General features: G+C 65.2%; 15 protein-coding genes. 13 read left to right on the top strand and 2 right to left on the bottom strand.

The features are described from left to right. Positions 1-68: 68 nt before the first annotated feature. From DXK50_RS02635 to DXK50_RS02600, 8 genes are all read left to right on the top strand, one after another. Positions 69-1,151, top strand: a complete 1,083-nt coding sequence (locus DXK50_RS02635) for a sensor histidine kinase (protein ID WP_161865670.1) — start codon at positions 69-71, stop codon at positions 1,149-1,151. Beyond that, entirely contained in the window at positions 1,148-1,894 is a 747-nt protein-coding gene (locus DXK50_RS02630; protein ID WP_161865671.1) for a LytR/AlgR family response regulator transcription factor, read from the top strand. Before DXK50_RS02635 ends, DXK50_RS02630 begins: the two co-directional genes overlap by 4 nt. 133 nt (positions 1,895-2,027) lie before the next feature. After that, positions 2,028-2,966 (top strand): hydroxymethylbilane synthase, encoded by a 939-nt coding sequence (gene hemC, locus DXK50_RS02625; protein WP_090434563.1) that lies wholly within the window; start codon positions 2,028-2,030, stop codon positions 2,964-2,966. After that, complete coding sequence (locus DXK50_RS02620) at positions 2,963-3,733, top strand: uroporphyrinogen-III synthase (RefSeq protein WP_161865672.1); 771 nt, start codon at positions 2,963-2,965, stop codon at positions 3,731-3,733. The genes hemC and DXK50_RS02620 overlap by 4 nt, the downstream gene beginning before the upstream one ends. A 12-nt stretch (positions 3,734-3,745) precedes the next feature. After that, positions 3,746-4,879: a uroporphyrinogen-III C-methyltransferase gene (locus DXK50_RS02615; protein ID WP_212629245.1), complete on the top strand. Its 1,134-nt coding sequence runs from the start codon at positions 3,746-3,748 to the stop codon at positions 4,877-4,879. Then, positions 4,876-6,123: a heme biosynthesis HemY N-terminal domain-containing protein gene (locus DXK50_RS02610; protein WP_212629244.1), complete on the top strand. Its 1,248-nt coding sequence runs from the start codon at positions 4,876-4,878 to the stop codon at positions 6,121-6,123. The genes DXK50_RS02615 and DXK50_RS02610 overlap by 4 nt, the downstream gene beginning before the upstream one ends. 151 nt (positions 6,124-6,274) lie before the next feature. Then, positions 6,275-6,766, top strand: a complete 492-nt coding sequence (locus DXK50_RS02605; protein ID WP_161865675.1) for a disulfide bond formation protein B — start codon at positions 6,275-6,277, stop codon at positions 6,764-6,766. 306 nt (positions 6,767-7,072) lie between these two features. Next, positions 7,073-7,546: an Rsd/AlgQ family anti-sigma factor gene (locus tag DXK50_RS02600; protein WP_041769321.1), complete on the top strand. Its 474-nt coding sequence runs from the start codon at positions 7,073-7,075 to the stop codon at positions 7,544-7,546. A 266-nt stretch (positions 7,547-7,812) separates the two neighbouring features. Here the strand turns inward: DXK50_RS02600 and DXK50_RS02595 are convergent, their stop codons facing one another. Beyond that, positions 7,813-8,460, bottom strand: a complete 648-nt coding sequence (locus DXK50_RS02595) for an FKBP-type peptidyl-prolyl cis-trans isomerase (RefSeq protein ID WP_161865676.1) — start codon at positions 8,458-8,460, stop codon at positions 7,813-7,815. 136 nt (positions 8,461-8,596) lie between these two features. Here DXK50_RS02595 and DXK50_RS02590 point away from each other — a divergent pair, with 136 nt between their 5' ends. Next, the gene (locus DXK50_RS02590) at positions 8,597-9,538 is read left to right on the top strand and encodes an AlgP family protein (RefSeq protein WP_212629243.1); all 942 of its coding nucleotides are present in this window, start codon (positions 8,597-8,599) and stop codon (positions 9,536-9,538) included. On the opposite strand, the gene DXK50_RS02585 is transcribed toward DXK50_RS02590, so the two are convergent. Continuing rightward, positions 9,535-9,978, bottom strand: a complete 444-nt coding sequence (locus DXK50_RS02585) for a TIGR02444 family protein (protein WP_212629242.1) — start codon at positions 9,976-9,978, stop codon at positions 9,535-9,537. The genes DXK50_RS02590 and DXK50_RS02585 overlap by 4 nt on opposite strands. Before the next feature lie 38 nt (positions 9,979-10,016). Here DXK50_RS02585 and abc-f point away from each other — a divergent pair, with 38 nt between their 5' ends. The 4 genes from abc-f (at position 10,017) to DXK50_RS02565 (ending at position 15,205) form a co-directional block, all read left to right on the top strand. Beyond that, a complete protein-coding gene (gene abc-f, locus DXK50_RS02580) occupies positions 10,017-11,930 on the top strand; it encodes a ribosomal protection-like ABC-F family protein (protein ID WP_212629241.1) in 1,914 nt (637 codons plus the stop codon). Then, positions 11,930-12,469 (top strand): mechanosensitive ion channel family protein, encoded by a 540-nt coding sequence (locus DXK50_RS02575; protein ID WP_161865680.1) that lies wholly within the window; start codon positions 11,930-11,932, stop codon positions 12,467-12,469. Before abc-f ends, DXK50_RS02575 begins: the two co-directional genes overlap by 1 nt. Positions 12,470-12,531: 62 nt before the next feature. Beyond that, positions 12,532-13,164, top strand: coding sequence for a LysE family transporter (locus DXK50_RS02570; RefSeq protein ID WP_161865681.1), 633 nt, complete (start codon positions 12,532-12,534; stop codon positions 13,162-13,164). Between the two features lie 151 nt (positions 13,165-13,315). Next, positions 13,316-15,205 carry a cytochrome c/FTR1 family iron permease gene (locus tag DXK50_RS02565; protein WP_212629240.1) on the top strand — a complete coding sequence of 630 codons (1,890 nt, stop codon included), beginning with the start codon at positions 13,316-13,318 and terminating at the stop codon, positions 15,203-15,205. The last annotated feature ends 112 nt before the right edge of the window (positions 15,206-15,317 follow it).

Here is a 15,317-nt window from a genome sequence, read left to right as displayed (position 1 = left end):
GTGCTTTATTTCGTCCGGCTGGAACCGTCTGGCTTGCCGGCTCGCAAGGCGACACGGAAACTGCGTCGATGCACACACAATCGCTTGCCAAGAATAAATCCAACACTGCCATCGACGACTTCTTCGTCCCGGAACTGTGCCAGCCGGAAGCCCTGCTGAGCATGGTGCTGCTGGCCGAGCTGCTAGTACTGGTGCTGGTGCTCGCCGAACCGATGACGCCGGGCTTCGACTGGGTACGCCTGGCCCTGACCTCGTTGTTCGTACAGTGGATCGTGCTGCTCTCGGCGGCCGTGCTCTGTCGCCTGCGCCCCGTGCTGGCACGCCTGCGCCCGGCGTTGGCGGGTTGCTTGTGTTGCGCCATGGTGGTGGTGCTGACCTTGAGCTGCACCGCGGTGGCCGACTACTACGAGTTGGGCGGGCCGTTGCCGCGCAGTGGCGAGGTGAATCTTTATCTGCGCCATGCTCTGATCAGCCTGATCATGTCCGCACTGCTGCTACGCTATTTCTATCTGCAGAGCCAATGGCGACGGCAGGAACAGGCCGAGCTGCGTGCACGCATCGAATCGTTGCAGGCGCGGATTCGCCCGCATTTTCTGTTCAACAGCCTCAACAGCATCGCCAGTCTGGTCACGCTCGACCCACACAAGGCCGAGCAGGCGGTGCTGGATCTGTCCGACCTGTTTCGCGCCAGCCTGGCCAAACCCGGCACGTTGGTACCGTGGAAGGAGGAACTGGAACTGGCGAAACGATATCTATCTATCGAGCACTATCGGCTCGGTGAGCGACTACAGTTGCAGTGGGAGGTCGAAGGTGTGCCGGAGGATCTACCGATTCCCCAGCTGACCCTGCAGCCTCTTTTGGAAAATGCGCTGATCTATGGCATCGCGCCACGTGTCGAAGGTGGGCTGGTGCGGATCGAGGCGGATTACCAGGATGGTGTGTTCAGCTTGTGTGTCAGCAATCCGTATGAAGAGCGGGGCGAGCAGCACCCGTCACGGGGAACGCAGCAAGCGCTGAGTAATATCGATGCGCGTCTGGCGGCACTTTTTGGCCCCCGCGCGAGTCTCAGCGTGGAGCGCCGTGACGGCCGTCATTACAGCTGTCTACGCTATCCTTGTGCGAGACTCACGCAGGAAGCCAGAGCAATATGAATGTCCTGATCGTCGATGACGAACCCCTTGCCCGTGAGCGCCTGAGCCGCATGGTCGGCGAGCTCGAGGGTTACCGGGTCCTGGAGCCCGCCGCCAGCAACGGCGAGGAAGCCTTGGCCCTGATCGATAGCCTCAAGCCGGATGTGGTCCTGCTGGATATCCGCATGCCCGGCCTCGATGGCCTGCAGGTCGCTGCCAAGTTGTGCGAGCGCGAAGCTCCGCCTGCGGTGATCTTCTGCACGGCGCACGACGAATTCGCCCTGGAGGCCTTCCAGGTCAGCGCCGTCGGCTATCTGGTCAAACCGGTACGGCCCGAGAGCCTCAACGAAGCCCTGAAAAAGGCCGAGCGGCCCAACCGGGTGCAGCTGGCTGCCCTGACCCGCCCTGCCGCAGAGACAGGCGGTGGTCCGCGCACCCACATCAGCGCCCGCACCCGTAAGGGCATCGAGCTGATTCCGCTGGATCACGTGATCTATTTCATCGCCGATCACAAATACGTCACCCTGCGCCATGAGGGTGGCGAAGTCCTGCTGGATGAGCCGCTCAAGGCGCTTGAGGACGAATTCGGTGACCGCTTCGTACGCATCCACCGCAATGCGCTGGTCGCGCGCGAGCGCATCGAACGCCTGCAGCGCACGCCACTCGGGCATTTCCAGCTGTTTTTGAAGGGGCTGGAGGAAGATTCGCTGGTGGTGAGTCGCCGCCACGTCGCCGGTGTACGCAAACTGATGCAGTCACTCTGACGCCCTACCTCGCACGTCAGGGCGTCCCGGTCTTTGCAATCAGCGACACACCTGCGGCCTATGGCCGCCTGGCAGCGCCCGTAATGGGCGAGCCTGTTATGATTCGCGGCAATCCGTTTTCTGGAATTGCCCCATGTCCCGCGAAATTCGCATCGCCACCCGTAAGAGCGCCCTGGCCCTGTGGCAGGCCGAGTATGTCAAAGCCCGTCTGGAACAGGCACACCCTGGCCTGAAGGTCAGCCTGGTGCCCATGGTCAGCCGCGGCGACAAGCTGCTCGACGCGCCGCTGGCGAAAATCGGTGGCAAGGGCCTGTTCGTCAAGGAACTGGAAACCGCCCTGCTGGAAAACGAGGCCGACATCGCCGTGCACTCGATGAAGGACGTGCCGATGGACTTCCCCGAGGGGCTGGGCCTGTACTGCATCTGCGAGCGTGAAGACCCGCGTGACGCCTTCGTCTCCAACACCTATGACAGCCTCGATGCGCTGCCAGCCGGCAGCGTGGTCGGTACCTCCAGCCTGCGTCGCCAGGCCCAGCTGCTGGCGCGCCGGCCCGATCTGAAAATCCAGTTCCTGCGCGGCAACGTCAATACCCGTCTGGCCAAGCTCGATGCCGGCGAGTACGACGCCATCATCCTTGCCGCCGCCGGCTTGATTCGCCTGGGCTTCGAGGATCGCATTCGTAGCTCTATCAGTGCCGAAGACAGCCTGCCTGCCGGCGGCCAGGGCGCCGTGGGCATCGAGTGCCGCAGTGCCGACAGCGATGTGCATGCGCTGCTGGCGCCCTTGCACCATCACGAGACAGCCCTGCGGGTGACCGCCGAGCGCGCGCTGAACAAGCACCTCAATGGCGGTTGCCAGGTGCCTATCGCCTGCTATGCGCTGCTCGAAGGTGACCAACTCTGGCTGCGCGGCCTGGTCGGCCAACCTGATGGAGGCCTGTTGCTGCGTGCCGAAGAACGCGCTGCCAGCAGCGATGCCGAGGCGCTGGGCGTACGCGTGGCCGAGGCGCTGCTGGCGCAGGGCGCCGATGCCATTCTCAAGGCCGTTTACGGTGAGGCCGGGCACCCTTGAGCACCTGGCGCCTGTTGCTGACGCGGCCTGCCGAGGACTGTGCGGCGCTGGCGCAGACCCTGGCCGCCCAGGGTGTGGCCAGCCACTGCATGCCGCTGCTGGCCATCGAGGCCTTGGCCGAAACCGCCGGGCAGCGCAGCACCTTTGCCGAACTGCAGCGTTATTGCGCGGTGATCGTGGTCAGCAAACCGGCCGCGCGGATCGGCCTGCAGCTATTGGCGCGACATGCCGCACCGGCGCCCGATCTGCCCTGGTTCAGTGTCGGTGCCGCCACCGCTGCGGTGCTCGCCGAGCAGGGCTTGCGCGTGTACTTCCCTGACTCAGGCGATGACAGCGAAGCGCTGCTTGCCCTGCCAGCGCTGCACCAGGCTGTTGCCGCGACACCTGCGCCACGCGTACTGATCCTGCGTGGGGAAGGTGGCCGAGAATTCCTCGCCGAACGCTTGCGCGGCCAAGGCGTGACGGTCGACTATCTGCCACTTTATCGCCGCGTGCTCCCGCAATACGCGCCGGGCGAGCTTGGCCGGTGCGTGCGAGCGGAACGCCTGAACGGCCTGGTTGTCAGCAGTGGGCAGGGTTTCGAACATCTGCTGCGGCTGGCTGGCGATGACTGGCCGGCCTTGGCTCGGCTACCCTTGTTCGTACCCAGCCCGCGTGTTGCCGAGCAGGCGCGCGATGCGGGCGCGGAAATCGTTGTGGACTGTCGCGGCGCCAATGCCGCGGCCTTGCAGGCAGCGCTGGAGCAGTTTCCGGCTGCCGCCCTCTAAAAGGACGGATACGTGAGCGAAGCATCCACCCCGAAGACGCCAGAAGAAAATCCGGCCAGCGAAGCCGTGAAGACCACGCCAACCCCCTCATCCGCCCAGGCACCTCGCAGTGGCGGCGGCAGCGGGCTTGCCGCCTTGGCCTTGCTGATCGGCCTGGCGGGTGCCGGCGCGGGCGGCTGGAGCCTCTGGCAGCTGCACGAAATGCAAAGCAGGGATCAGCAGCAAGCTGAAGACCTGCAGCGCACCCGCGACGACAGTGCGAAGCAAGTGGATGAATTGGCCCAGCGTCTGGATTCGCGCCTGTCCGCCCTGCCCAGCGCCGCCGAGCTGGACGAGCGCCGCCGTCTGCTGGCCAACCTGCAAAGCGATCAGCAGCGCATGAGCCAGCGCCTGGAAAGCATGCTCGACGGCAGCCGCCAGGATTGGCGCCTGGACGAGGCCGAGCACCTGCTGCGTCTGGCCACGCTGCGCTTGTCCGCGCTGCAGGATGTGGCCTCGGCCGAGGCGCTGGTCGAGGCGGCCGACGATATCCTCCGTGACCAGGACGATCCCGCCGCCTTCGCTGCCCGCGAACAGCTCAGCCGCAGCCTGGAAGCGCTGCGCACCACGGCGCGGCCGGATCGTGTCGGTCTGTTCCTGCAACTGGGCGCCCTGCGTGAGCAGGCCGCCACCCTCAATCCCCTGGCGCCGACCCTCGAAGGGCAGGGCGATGTACTCTCCGAGCTGGCCGCGGAAGGCGATGGCAGCGCCTGGTGGAGCGAGTGGGCGAAGAAGCTTTCCGACTACTTCCGCATCGAATTCGACGCCGATCGCAACGTCCGTCCACTGCTGTCCGGGCAAAGCCTGTCGCAGGTCCGCCTGAGCCTGTCGCTGGCGCTGGAACAGGCGCAGTGGGCTGCGCTGCATGGTCAGACCGGTGTGTACAAGCAGTCGCTGAAGCAGGCCGAGGAAATCCTCGACGCACACTTCAATCTGGACAACCCGGACAGCCGTGCCCTGCGTCAGCGCTTCAGCGAGTTGGCCGATGCCAGCATCGAGGTCAAGGTGCCGGATCTGAGCGAGTCGCTCGACACGCTGCAGGCCTACCTGCAACGTAAACAGGCGCAACGCCGGCAGGGGGCCGCCGCGGCCGGGGAGGCGCAATGAAACGCCTGTTCTGGCTTCTGCTACTGCTGGCCATCGCCGGCGGTCTTTACCTGCTCAGCCTGGCCATCGAGGCTGATCGTGGTTACGTGCTGTTCGCCTACAAGGGCTTCCGTTACCAGTCCGGGCTTTGGGCATTCCTTGGCCTGCTGGCGGTCGTGCTGGTGCTTTACTACCTGATCAAGTGGACGCTGCGTCTGCTGCTCAGCTCGACGCGTCTGGCCAACCCCTGGTCGCGCCTGCACCGCACTCGCCGCGTGCGACAGGCTTCCGAGCAGGGCATGCTGGATCTCGCCGAAGGCCGCTGGGCGCGTGCTCAGCGCCAGCTGACCCGCGCCGCCGAGGCCGACAGCCAACCGCTGATGTACTACCTCGGTGCCGCCCGGGCAGCCAGCAAACTCGGCGAGCACGAGCAGAGCGATGCACTGCTCGAGCGCGCGCTGGACAAGCAGCCACAGGCCGAACTGGCGATCGCTCTGACCCACGCCGAGCTGCAACGCAAGCGGGGCGACAGCGACGCGGCGCTGGAAACCCTGCAGGCCATGCGTCAACGCCACCCAGGTCATCACCTGGTACTGCGACAATTGCAGCGTCTGTATCTGCAGCGTCAGGACTGGTCGGCACTGCTCGGCCTGCTCCCGGAGTTGCGTAAGGAAAAGGCGCTACCCGCCGCAGAGCTCGACGAACTGGAGCGCGAAACCTGGCGTGGTCGCCTGGCCGAGGTCGGTGAGTACGGGTTGGCGCAAGGGGAAACCGCCTTGCAGCCGCTGAGCAAGGCCTGGAACCAGCTGTCAGCCAGCCTGCGCAACGAGCCTGAGCTGATCGCCACCTATGTCGAGCAGCTGCGCCGCCTGGGCGCTCAGGAAGAAGCTGAGGAAGTGCTGCGCGGCGCGCTCAAGCGGGGTTACGACAGCCGCCTGGCGCGCTTCTATGGTGTGCTGCGTGGCGCCGACCCGGCGCGCCAGCTGCAAACGGCCGAACTCTGGCTCAAGCAGCATCCGGAGGATCCGGCCCTTCTGTTGACCCTGGGTCGCCTGTGCCTGCAGAACCAGCTGTGGGGCAAGGCGCGCGACTACTTCGAAACCAGCCTTAAGCTCGAGCGTCATCCGGAAACCTGTGCCGAACTGGCGCGCCTGCTGGCGCAACTGGGCGAACTCGAACGCAGCAACCAACTGCTGCTGGAGAGTCTCGGCCTGCTGCACCAGGGCTTGCCGCCGCTGCCGCAACCGCAGGGCGTCACGGCCTGAATGGATGCGGCTGATTGCCGCAGAGGCTCCGTGGTGCTGACGGAGGGGCGTTCCGGCCTGATGAACAGCCTGCTCTGAGCCACAGGGCGCCTTGAAAGGCGCCCTCGCTTTACTCTACCGTACGGCCCTCGATTTCCCTTCCGGAGCCACCATGCAATTGGCCAGTCCGCGTCCCCTGTTTTTCCTGGCATTCATCGGCTGCGTAGTGCTGATGGCGGCTGCGCTTTACCTGGAACATGTCGTTGGTCTGGAACCCTGCCCGATGTGCGTGTTGCAGCGTATCTGCGTGATTCTCTTTGGTGTGGTCTGCCTGATCGCGGCGATCCATGGCCCGGGGCGTCTCGGTCGGCGCATCTACGCGGTACTGGCCCTGCTGTTCGCTGGCGCGGGTGCCGCCACCGCGGGTCGGCAGATCTGGCTGCAGAGCGTACCGGCCGACCAGCTCGAAGCCTGTCTGCCGAGCCTCGAGTTCATGATGCAAGCCCTGCCCATGCAGGACATCGTGCGCCTGGTGTTCCAGGGCAGTGCCGATTGCGCTGAAGTGAAGTGGACGCTGTTCGGCATGAGCATCCCCGAGTGGAGCCTGCTCGGCTTTATCGGCATGCTCGCCTTCTGCCTGTTCCAGCTGCTGCGCCGCGACTGAGAATGCGTATCGCACGAAGCCACGCCGCTCGTGGCTTCTCGATTAAACGCTCGTATGAAATTTTCTCGTGGCTAGCCTTGATGGTGTGTGCCCGCGGGCATAATCTGGCTCGCACGCACCGCCGGAAAAACGCCATTTTGCGGTTGCTTTCCCAAGACCAAGCGCCGGTTGACAGAAAATCGTCGGGAATGATTTTAAGCGTCGCGCAGCGATGGCCCGAAGGCTGGCCGCCAAGGAGCAGCCATAAAGTTCGTCTCGGGAGCGGACCTATAACAGGCATTATCGATAAGGGAAGCGAGGTTCATCATGCTCGAGAAATGTCGGAACGCGCAGGAACGCTGGGGTGGGGTTCACCAGTTGATCGATCGCTGGTTGGGCGAGCGCCGCGAACTGGTGCTGGCCTATACCGCCCTCACCAAGGCCCCTCAGGCCCCTGCCATCAATTGTGAATCCCTGCAGGGCTTCTGCGAATTGCTGGTGGACTACGTCTCGGCTGGCCACTTCGAGGTCTACGAGCAACTGACCAGCGAGGCCAAGGCCTTCAATGATCAGCGCGGCCTGGAACTGGCCAAGCAGATCTACCCGCGTATCGAAGCCATCACCGAGGTCGCGCTGGCCTTCAATGATCGTTGCGACAACGGCGACAGCCGCGACAATGCCTCGCTGGTGGCCGAGCTCAACCGTCTGGGACAGCTGTTGCACGAACGTTTCGAACTGGAAGATTGCCTGATCGAGGTGTTGCACAACGCCCATCAGGAGCAGGCTGCCGAAGCGCTCTGACGCTCGATGTCAAAAAAGCCCGGTCTGAGTCCGTAATGCTGTTCACATAGGAAACGGTCGAACGCGATCAGTCCCCTCGCCCCTCCGGGGAGAGGGTTAGGGCGGGCCGCGTTCGGCGAGGGGAAAACTGGCAGTTTTGCAGTGTTTTCAGCCCTCTCCCCCAGCCCCTCTCCCATAAATGGGAGAGGGGAGCCAAGCGCGAGCACCTTAAGTGAACAGCATTCCGGATCTGAGTCCGGGCTTTTCATTGTGGATCAGGGCGGCGCTCAGTCGGCTACGTCCAGCAGGCGCAGGTCGAAGACCAGAGGCGCATGGGGCGGTATCAGATCGCCCGCACCGTCATCCCCGTATGCCTGATCCGATGGAATCACCAGGCGCCAGTGCGCGCCCTTCGGCATCTGCAGCAATGCACTGCGCCAGCCGGCGATCAGGCTGTCCAGGCGAAACCACTGCGGTGTGGTGCTCTCGTCGAAGACACTGCCGTCGGCCAGTTCGCCGCGATAACTTACCTGTACCCGGCTGCGGGCAGTGGGCTTGGCTCCGCTGCCAGGGCTGAGCTCGGTCACCAGTACGCCATTGGCCAGCGCCCGCACGTTGGGGCGGCGACTTTCCTCGGCGAGAAAACGCTGCTCGGCTTCGATGGCCTTGGCATGGCGCTGGGGCGAGGCTTCGATACGGGCTTCGTGCTCATCGAGCAGTTGCTCGATGCGGCCTGCCTCAAGCCGCAGCGGTTTGCCCTCGTAAGCCTGGCGCAGGCCTTCGAGCAGCTCGTTCAGCGGCAGGTCGGGGACCTCTTCATGCAGGCGTTCGCCAAGGCGCACACCGAGGCTGTAAGCCAGATCCTGCTGATGCTGGTCGGCCTGCACGGCCAGGCTGCAGCAGAGTGCGAGGGTGGCGAGTACGGCGCGGCTCATGGAGGTTTCTCCCGGTGGATATGCCTGCGATTATGCCAGGCGAGCGATGCCCGCGCTGCGATCACCAAAAGGCCTATGGCGAGGCGCCTCGCCTGCGTCTAGTATGGGCGCATCCACATCCGCCTGGAGGCGCGCCATGTCGGCCAAGAAGAAGTCCGTGACTACCCCGTTGCACCTGTTGCATCAACTGTCTGCCAGCCTGCTCGAACATCTGGAAAATGCCTGCTCGCAAGCGCTGATCGACGCCGAGAAACTGCTCGCCAAACTGGAGAAGCAGCGCGGCAAGGCTCAGGAAAAACTGCACAAGGCCCGCAGCAAACTGCAGGACGCCGCCGTTGCCGGCAAGACCAAGGCGCAGGCCAAGGCCAAGGATGCCGTCGCCGAACTGGAAGAGCTGCTCGACGCGCTTAAGGCCAGCCAGAGCGAAACCCGTACCTACATCGCCCAGCTCAAGCGTGACGCTCAGGAAAGCCTGAAGCTGGCGCAGGGCGTTGGCAAGGTGAAGGAGGCTGCCGGCAAGGCGCTGGACGCACGTGAAGCCAAGGCCGCCGCACCGGCAGCCAAGCCTGCAAGCAAACCGGCCGCGGCGAAGAAGCCCGCTGCCGCCAAAGCAGCGGTGAAGAAGGCCCCGGCCAAACCCGCTGCCGCCAAAGCGGCCGCCAAGCCGGCTGCCAAACCCGCGGTCGCCAGCAAGCCAGCGGCTAAACCTGTTGCCAGCAAGCCTGCAGCGGCTAAACCGGCCGCGCCCAAGGCTGCCGCCAAACCTGCTGCCGCCAAGCCGGCGGCCAAACCAGCCGCAAAGCCAGCCGCAGCGAAAGCGCCGGCCAAGCCAGCAGCGGCCAGTAAGCCAGCAGCCAAGCCAGCTGCCGCCAAACCCGCTGCCGCAAAACCTGCTGCGAAGCCCGCCGCTAAAGCCATGCCTGCCAAGCCCGCTGCTGCGAAGAAGCCGGCTGCAGCGAAGAAGGCCCCGGCCAAGCCGGCAGCAGCCAAGCCAGCTGCTGCGCCGGCAGCTCCGGTTGCGCCAGCCGCGCCGGCTGCGCCTGCCGTGAGCAGCAGCGGTACGCCGAGCGCCTCCTAAGGCAGATGGATGGCGCCGCGCAGCACCTGCAGCGCGGCGCTGTCATTTCCGGCCAGGCGAATCAGCCAGTCCTCTTCTCCTGCCCCGCCAGACCAGCTCTCGGCCAGCGTCTGCAGCCGTTCGAGCAATACCCGCTCGGCCTGCAATTCCAGCTTCTTGATCTGTTCGCGCAAGGCCGCCAGCTCGGCATCCTCGCCTGCTGCCGCGCGCCAGTTGCGTCGTGTCTGACGTAAGGGCGATATCACCTCTCGCTGCCAGGCGCCGGCCACTGCCGTCAGGGCAAGCAGGCGTTCATCCAGGCAGCGTACGCCACGCTGCTGCAGCCAGGCGCCAGTCAGCAGCAGGCAAACGTCATTACCCGCGTCCTGCAGTTCCAGGCAGGCCTTTTCCACGCCGGGTCTGGCATAGAGTTCGAGAGCGAAATTCCACAGATCCTGCACGCGGCCTCCGGGGCGATTTGATAGACTCCGCGGCCATTATGATCCGACTCCAGAACCTCACTCTACAGCGTGGTCCGCAACGCCTGCTCGAAGGCGCCGAGCTGACCCTGCATGCCGGTCACAAGGCCGGTCTGATCGGTGCCAACGGCGCCGGAAAATCCAGCCTGTTCGCCTTGCTGCGTGGCGAGCTGACGCCGGACGCCGGCGATTGCCTGCTGCCAGCTGACTGGCGTATCGCCCATATGCGTCAGGAGGTCGATGACCTCGAGCGGCTGGCCGTGGATTACGTGCTCGATGGCGACCACAACCTGCGCCGCGTGCAGGCCGAGTTGGCCGCGGCCGAGCAGAGCCACGACGGCGCTGCCATCGCCCGCCTGCACAGTGAGCTGGACAGTGCCGACGGCTACACAGCCGACGCCCGCGCGCGCAAGCTGCTGGCGGGGCTGGGGTTCGAGAACGCGCAGATGGATCGCCGTGTCGGCGATTTCTCCGGCGGTTGGCGTATGCGCCTGAACCTGGCCCAGGCGCTGATGTGTCCGTCCGACCTGCTGCTGCTCGACGAGCCGACCAACCACCTGGATCTGGACGCGATTCTCTGGCTCGAAGGCTGGCTGCAGAGCTACCCGGGCACCTTGCTGCTGATCTCCCACGACCGCGACTTTCTCGATGCCGTGGTCGATCACGTTGCCCATGTCGAGCAGCGCAAGCTGAACCTGTATCGCGGCGGCTACACCGCCTTCGAGCGTACCCGCGCCGAACGCCTGGCCCAGCAGCAGCAGGCCTACGAGAAGCAGCAGGCGCAGCGTGCGCACATGGAAAAGTACATTGCCCGCTTCAAGGCCCAGGCCACCAAGGCCCGTCAGGCGCAGAGCCGGATCAAGGCGCTGGAGCGCATGGAGGAGCTGAGTGCGGCGCACGTCGACTCGCCCTTCGACTTCGTCTTCCGCGAGGCCGAGAAGATTTCCACGCCGCTGCTCAGCCTCAGCGAAGGCCGCCTCGGCTACGGTGACAAGGCCGTGCTGCAGCAGGTCAAGCTGAGCCTGGTGCCTGGCGCGCGCATTGGCCTGCTCGGCCCCAACGGCGCAGGCAAATCGACGCTGATCAAGAACCTCTCGGCCGAATTGCAGCCGCTGAGTGGCAGCCTGACCCGCGGCGAGAACCTGGTGATCGGCTACTTCGCTCAGCACCAGCTCGATGCGCTGGACGACAAGGCCAGCCCACTGCTGCACCTGCAGCGCATCGCGCCAAGCGAGCGCGAGCAGACGCTGCGCGACTTCCTCGGTGGTTTCGACTTCCGCGGTGCTCGCTGCGACGAGCCGGTGGTGAATTTCTCCGGTGGCGAGAAGGCACGTCTGGCCCTGGCATTGATCGCCTGGGGCAAACCCAACCTGCTGCTGCTCGACGAGCCGACCAACCACCTGGACCTGGAAATGCGCCTGGCGCTGACCATGGCCCTGCAGGAGTTCGCTGGCGCCGTGGTGGTGGTCTCGCACGACCGCCATCTGCTCAAGAGCACCACCGACGAGTTCCTGCTGGTCGCCGATGGCCGGGTGGTACCGTTCGACGGTGATCTGGACGACTATGCGCGTTGGCTGGTCGATTACCGTCAGCGCCAGGCACCGCCCAGCGCGCCGGCCGAAGGTGCCGCGGACAAGACCGACAAGCGTGCCCAGCGCCAGGCTGCCGCTGCGCTGCGTCAGCAACTGGCGCCGCACAAGAGGCAGGCCGAGAAGCTGGAGCAGGAGCTGGGCAAGGTGCAGGAAAAGCTCGCCGCCGTGGAAGCGCAGTTGGGCGACAGCGGTCTGTACGAAACCGCGCGCAAGGACGAGCTGCGCCAGCGCCTGGCCGAACAGGCGCAGCTCAAGGCGCGTGAAGCCGAGTTGGAGGAGGCCTGGCTGCTGGCGCTGGAAACCCTGGAGGCGTTGCAGCAGCAACTGGAGGAAGCCGAGTAATGGAACAGCTGGAACTGCTGATGGCCTGGCGCGAGCCACTGATTCGTGCCGGCCAGGTACTGCTGATCATCCTGCTGGCATGGATCGCTCAGCGCATTCTCACCCGCGCCATCAGTCGTCTCGGCGAACGTTACAGCCTGCTGCCGGCCGAGGTGCTGCAACCGCTGCGCGGCCTGGTGCGCTGGCTGATCATGGGCAGCGCGTTGCTCATGGTGCTGGAGCGCCTGGGCGTTTCAGCCAACGTGCTGTGGACGGCGCTGACCGGTTTCACTGCCGTCGCTGCGGTGGCGTTCTTCGCCATCTGGAGCGTGCTGTCGAACATGTTCTGCGCGCTGCTGATCTTCACCATGGGCCCGTTCCGCCTGGGCGATACCGTCGAAGTCATCGAAAGCGCCGACAAGCCTGGCGTTAAGGGGCGGGTGATCGCCATCAACCTGTTCTATACCACCCTGCAGGACCTCGACGAAAACGCCGCCGGCGCGTTGTTGCAGGTGCCCAACAGCCTGTTCTTCCAGAAGTCGGTGCGCCGCTGGCGCTGAGTACGGGGGCAGGAGTAGGCTGTAGCGCTCTCCCCTGATTTCAGCTTCTCGAGGTACGCATCATGGCATTGGAAACCTGGCTCGCTTTCTTCGTCGCCTGCTGGGTGATCAGCCTGTCGCCGGGCGCCGGTGCCGTGGCCTCGATGTCGGCCGGCATGCAATACGGCTTCTGGCGTGGCTACTGGAACGCGCTCGGCCTGCAGCTCGGTCTGGCGCTGCAGATCGCTATCGTAGCTGCCGGCGTGGGCGCCGTTCTGGCCACCTCGGCCCTGGCTTTCAGCCTGATCAAATGGTTCGGCGTGGCCTATCTGGTGTTCCTCGCCTACAAACAATGGGTCGCGCTGCCCAGCGATTTGGATGCCGGTGCGGCCGAGCGTCCCATTGGCCGGCCGCTGACTCTGGTTTTGCGTGGTTTCTTGGTCAATTTCAGCAATCCCAAGGCGATCGTCTTCATGCTCGCGGTATTGCCGCAGTTCATCAATCCGCATGCGCCGCTGGTGGCGCAGTACCTGGTGATGGGCGTGACCATGATCGCCGTGGACCTGATCGTCATGGCCGGCTATACCGGCCTCGCCTCGCGTGTGCTGCGTCTGCTGCGCACGCCGCGCCAGCAGCGGGTCATGAACCGCAGTTTCGCTGCGTTGTTCGCCGCCGCTGCCGGCCTGCTGGCCACGGTCAAGCGCGCCGCCGTCTGAGTCTCGTTTGGTCTCGACCGGATGTCGGTCGGGGCCATTCGCTGCAACGACCCGTTCGGCTGAATGTTACGAGATATTTCAGATTGTTCTTGTGCTGAGCCGTTAGGCCGGCAACAATTTAATGCCACCCATTCTCGTTTGGGATGCATTAATGATCCGCTTTCGTTTCCCCCTTTCCTGGCTGGTGCTGCCACTGCTGGCCTGCCTCAGCTTTATCGCCGTCGGCGAGCCCCTGGATGGCGCCGCCCAGGCGCTGCATCTGATTGGTTATATCGGTGCTGACTACCCCGCCACTGTCGCCGATGGCCAGGTCGTCGACGCTGGCGAATACCAGGAGCAGCTGGAGTTCCTCGATGTGCTGCAGGGGCTGATCGTCGCCCTGCCGGCCCAGGCTGGGCGGGCCGAGCTGGAGCAGGGCGTGGCTGAGCTGCGCCAGGCCGTTACCCAGCGCAGGCCCGGTGAGGAAGTCTCCAGCGCTGCACGCCAGCTGGGCGCGCGCCTGGCCGATCTTTATGCTGTGTCACTGACCCCGGTACTGACACCGGACCCGGAGCGTGGTGCGCCGCTCTACGCCCAGCACTGCTCGGTGTGCCATGGCGATACCGGCCAGGGCGACGGCCCGGCCGGCATCGGTCTGGAGCCGCCGCCGGCCAATCTGCGCGACGCCGCGCGCCTGGATCGGCTGAGCCTTTACGATCTCTATAACACCCTCGGCCTGGGCATCGAGGGCACCGACATGCCGGCCTTCGCCGACCAGCTCGACGACCGTCAGCGCTGGGATCTGGCTGTCTATATCGCTGGCTTCACCGCTGCGCCGGCGCAGGGCAAGGCACGTTTCGCCATGAGCGAGCTGGCCGGCCGCACGCCTGCCGAGATCGCCGCTGGCGGGGGCGATGTCGCCGCGTTCCGAGCTCAGCGCGCGCATCCGGTGCTGGAGCAGCGCGGCCCGCAGCAACTGATCGGCTACACCCGCACAACTCTGGAACGCAGCCTGCAGGCCTACCGCGATGGTGACCGCGAGCAGGCCTATGACCTTTCCGTTGGGGCCTATCTGGAAGGTTTCGAGTTGGTCGAAAGCGCCCTCGACAACCTCGATGCGGTGCAGCGCAAGACCACCGAGCGAGCTCTGATGGCCTACCGGCAGGCGCTGCAGGACAGCGCCGGCGTTGCGCAGGCGGCTCAGGCGCTGGAGCTGGCCAAGATCGAGCTGGACAAGTCCGCCGCGCTGCTCGCCGATGGCGCCATGGACGGTAGCCTGAGCTTCTTCGCCAGCCTGCTGATTCTGCTGCGTGAAGGCCTGGAAGCCATTCTCGTACTGGCGGCGATTCTCGCCTTTCTGCGTAACACCGGGCAGCAGCAGGCGGTGCGCAGCGTTCACTTCGGCTGGGGCCTGGCACTGCTCGCCGGGGTCGCCACCTGGGCGGTGGCGGCTTACGTGATCGACGTCAGCGGCGCCCAGCGCGAACTGCTCGAAGGTATCACCGCGCTGTTTGCCAGCGTCGTGCTGCTGTGGGTCGGCGTTTGGATGCATGACCGCCGCCATGCCGCGGCCTGGCAGGATTACATCAAGAGCAGCCTGGTGGGCGGCGGCGGACGTTTCGGCTTCGCCGTGCTGGCGTTCTTCTCGGTCTATCGCGAGCTGTTCGAAGTCATCCTGTTCTACGAAACCCTCTGGCTGCAGGCTGGCCCTGCCGGGCACGGTGCCGTGCTGGCCGGTGCTGCGGCCGCGCTGGTGCTGCTGATCGGCCTGGCCTGGGTGATCCTGCGTGGCTCGCGCAAGCTGCCGCTGGCGACCTTCTTCGGCATCAATGCGGTGCTGCTGTGCGTGCTGTCCGTGGTCTTCGCCGGCCATGGCGTAGCGGCGCTGCAGGAAGCCGGCGTGCTCGGCACGCGCCCGGTGGCGTTCTTCGAGTTCGACTGGCTGGGCATTCACGCCGACGCCTGGAGTCTTGCAGCGCAGGGCCTGGCCCTGGCCGGTATTGCGTTGCTCTATGGGCGCAGCCTGCTGGGTGAGCGCCGACGCCTGGCCGAGCAGGCCTGATGGCGTGACGCGGGGCGGTTTCACCGCTCCGCTGTCAATAGCGTGAACCGCTGCCACGACAACGAGTCTCAGTGCACCTAGGCTGATTCCAATTCCTTTGCCGAGTGCACGC

This window comes from Pseudomonas sp. KB-10 (assembly GCF_018221585.1).
GTDB classification, from domain to species: domain Bacteria; phylum Pseudomonadota; class Gammaproteobacteria; order Pseudomonadales; family Pseudomonadaceae; genus Aquipseudomonas; species Aquipseudomonas yangonensis.
This window is presented reverse-complemented; position numbering and strand designations above follow the sequence as displayed.

What these genes read in the sequence shown, in the direction of transcription:
- DXK50_RS02635 (WP_161865670.1), top strand. Translation starts at nt 69, where the DNA reads ATGCACACACAATCGCTTGCCAAGAATAAATCCAACACTGCCATCGAC.
- DXK50_RS02630 (WP_161865671.1), top strand. Translation starts at nt 1,148, where the DNA reads ATGAATGTCCTGATCGTCGATGACGAACCCCTTGCCCGTGAGCGCCTG.
- hemC (WP_090434563.1), top strand. Translation starts at nt 2,028, where the DNA reads ATGTCCCGCGAAATTCGCATCGCCACCCGTAAGAGCGCCCTGGCCCTG.
- DXK50_RS02610 (WP_212629244.1), top strand. Translation starts at nt 4,876, where the DNA reads ATGAAACGCCTGTTCTGGCTTCTGCTACTGCTGGCCATCGCCGGCGGT.
- DXK50_RS02605 (WP_161865675.1), top strand. Translation starts at nt 6,275, where the DNA reads ATGCAATTGGCCAGTCCGCGTCCCCTGTTTTTCCTGGCATTCATCGGC.
- DXK50_RS02600 (WP_041769321.1), top strand. Translation starts at nt 7,073, where the DNA reads ATGCTCGAGAAATGTCGGAACGCGCAGGAACGCTGGGGTGGGGTTCAC.
- DXK50_RS02595 (WP_161865676.1), bottom strand. Translation starts at nt 8,460, where the DNA reads ATGAGCCGCGCCGTACTCGCCACCCTCGCACTCTGCTGCAGCCTGGCC.
- DXK50_RS02590 (WP_212629243.1), top strand. Translation starts at nt 8,597, where the DNA reads ATGTCGGCCAAGAAGAAGTCCGTGACTACCCCGTTGCACCTGTTGCAT.
- abc-f (WP_212629241.1), top strand. Translation starts at nt 10,017, where the DNA reads ATGATCCGACTCCAGAACCTCACTCTACAGCGTGGTCCGCAACGCCTG.
- DXK50_RS02575 (WP_161865680.1), top strand. Translation starts at nt 11,930, where the DNA reads ATGGAACAGCTGGAACTGCTGATGGCCTGGCGCGAGCCACTGATTCGT.
- DXK50_RS02570 (WP_161865681.1), top strand. Translation starts at nt 12,532, where the DNA reads ATGGCATTGGAAACCTGGCTCGCTTTCTTCGTCGCCTGCTGGGTGATC.
- DXK50_RS02565 (WP_212629240.1), top strand. Translation starts at nt 13,316, where the DNA reads ATGATCCGCTTTCGTTTCCCCCTTTCCTGGCTGGTGCTGCCACTGCTG.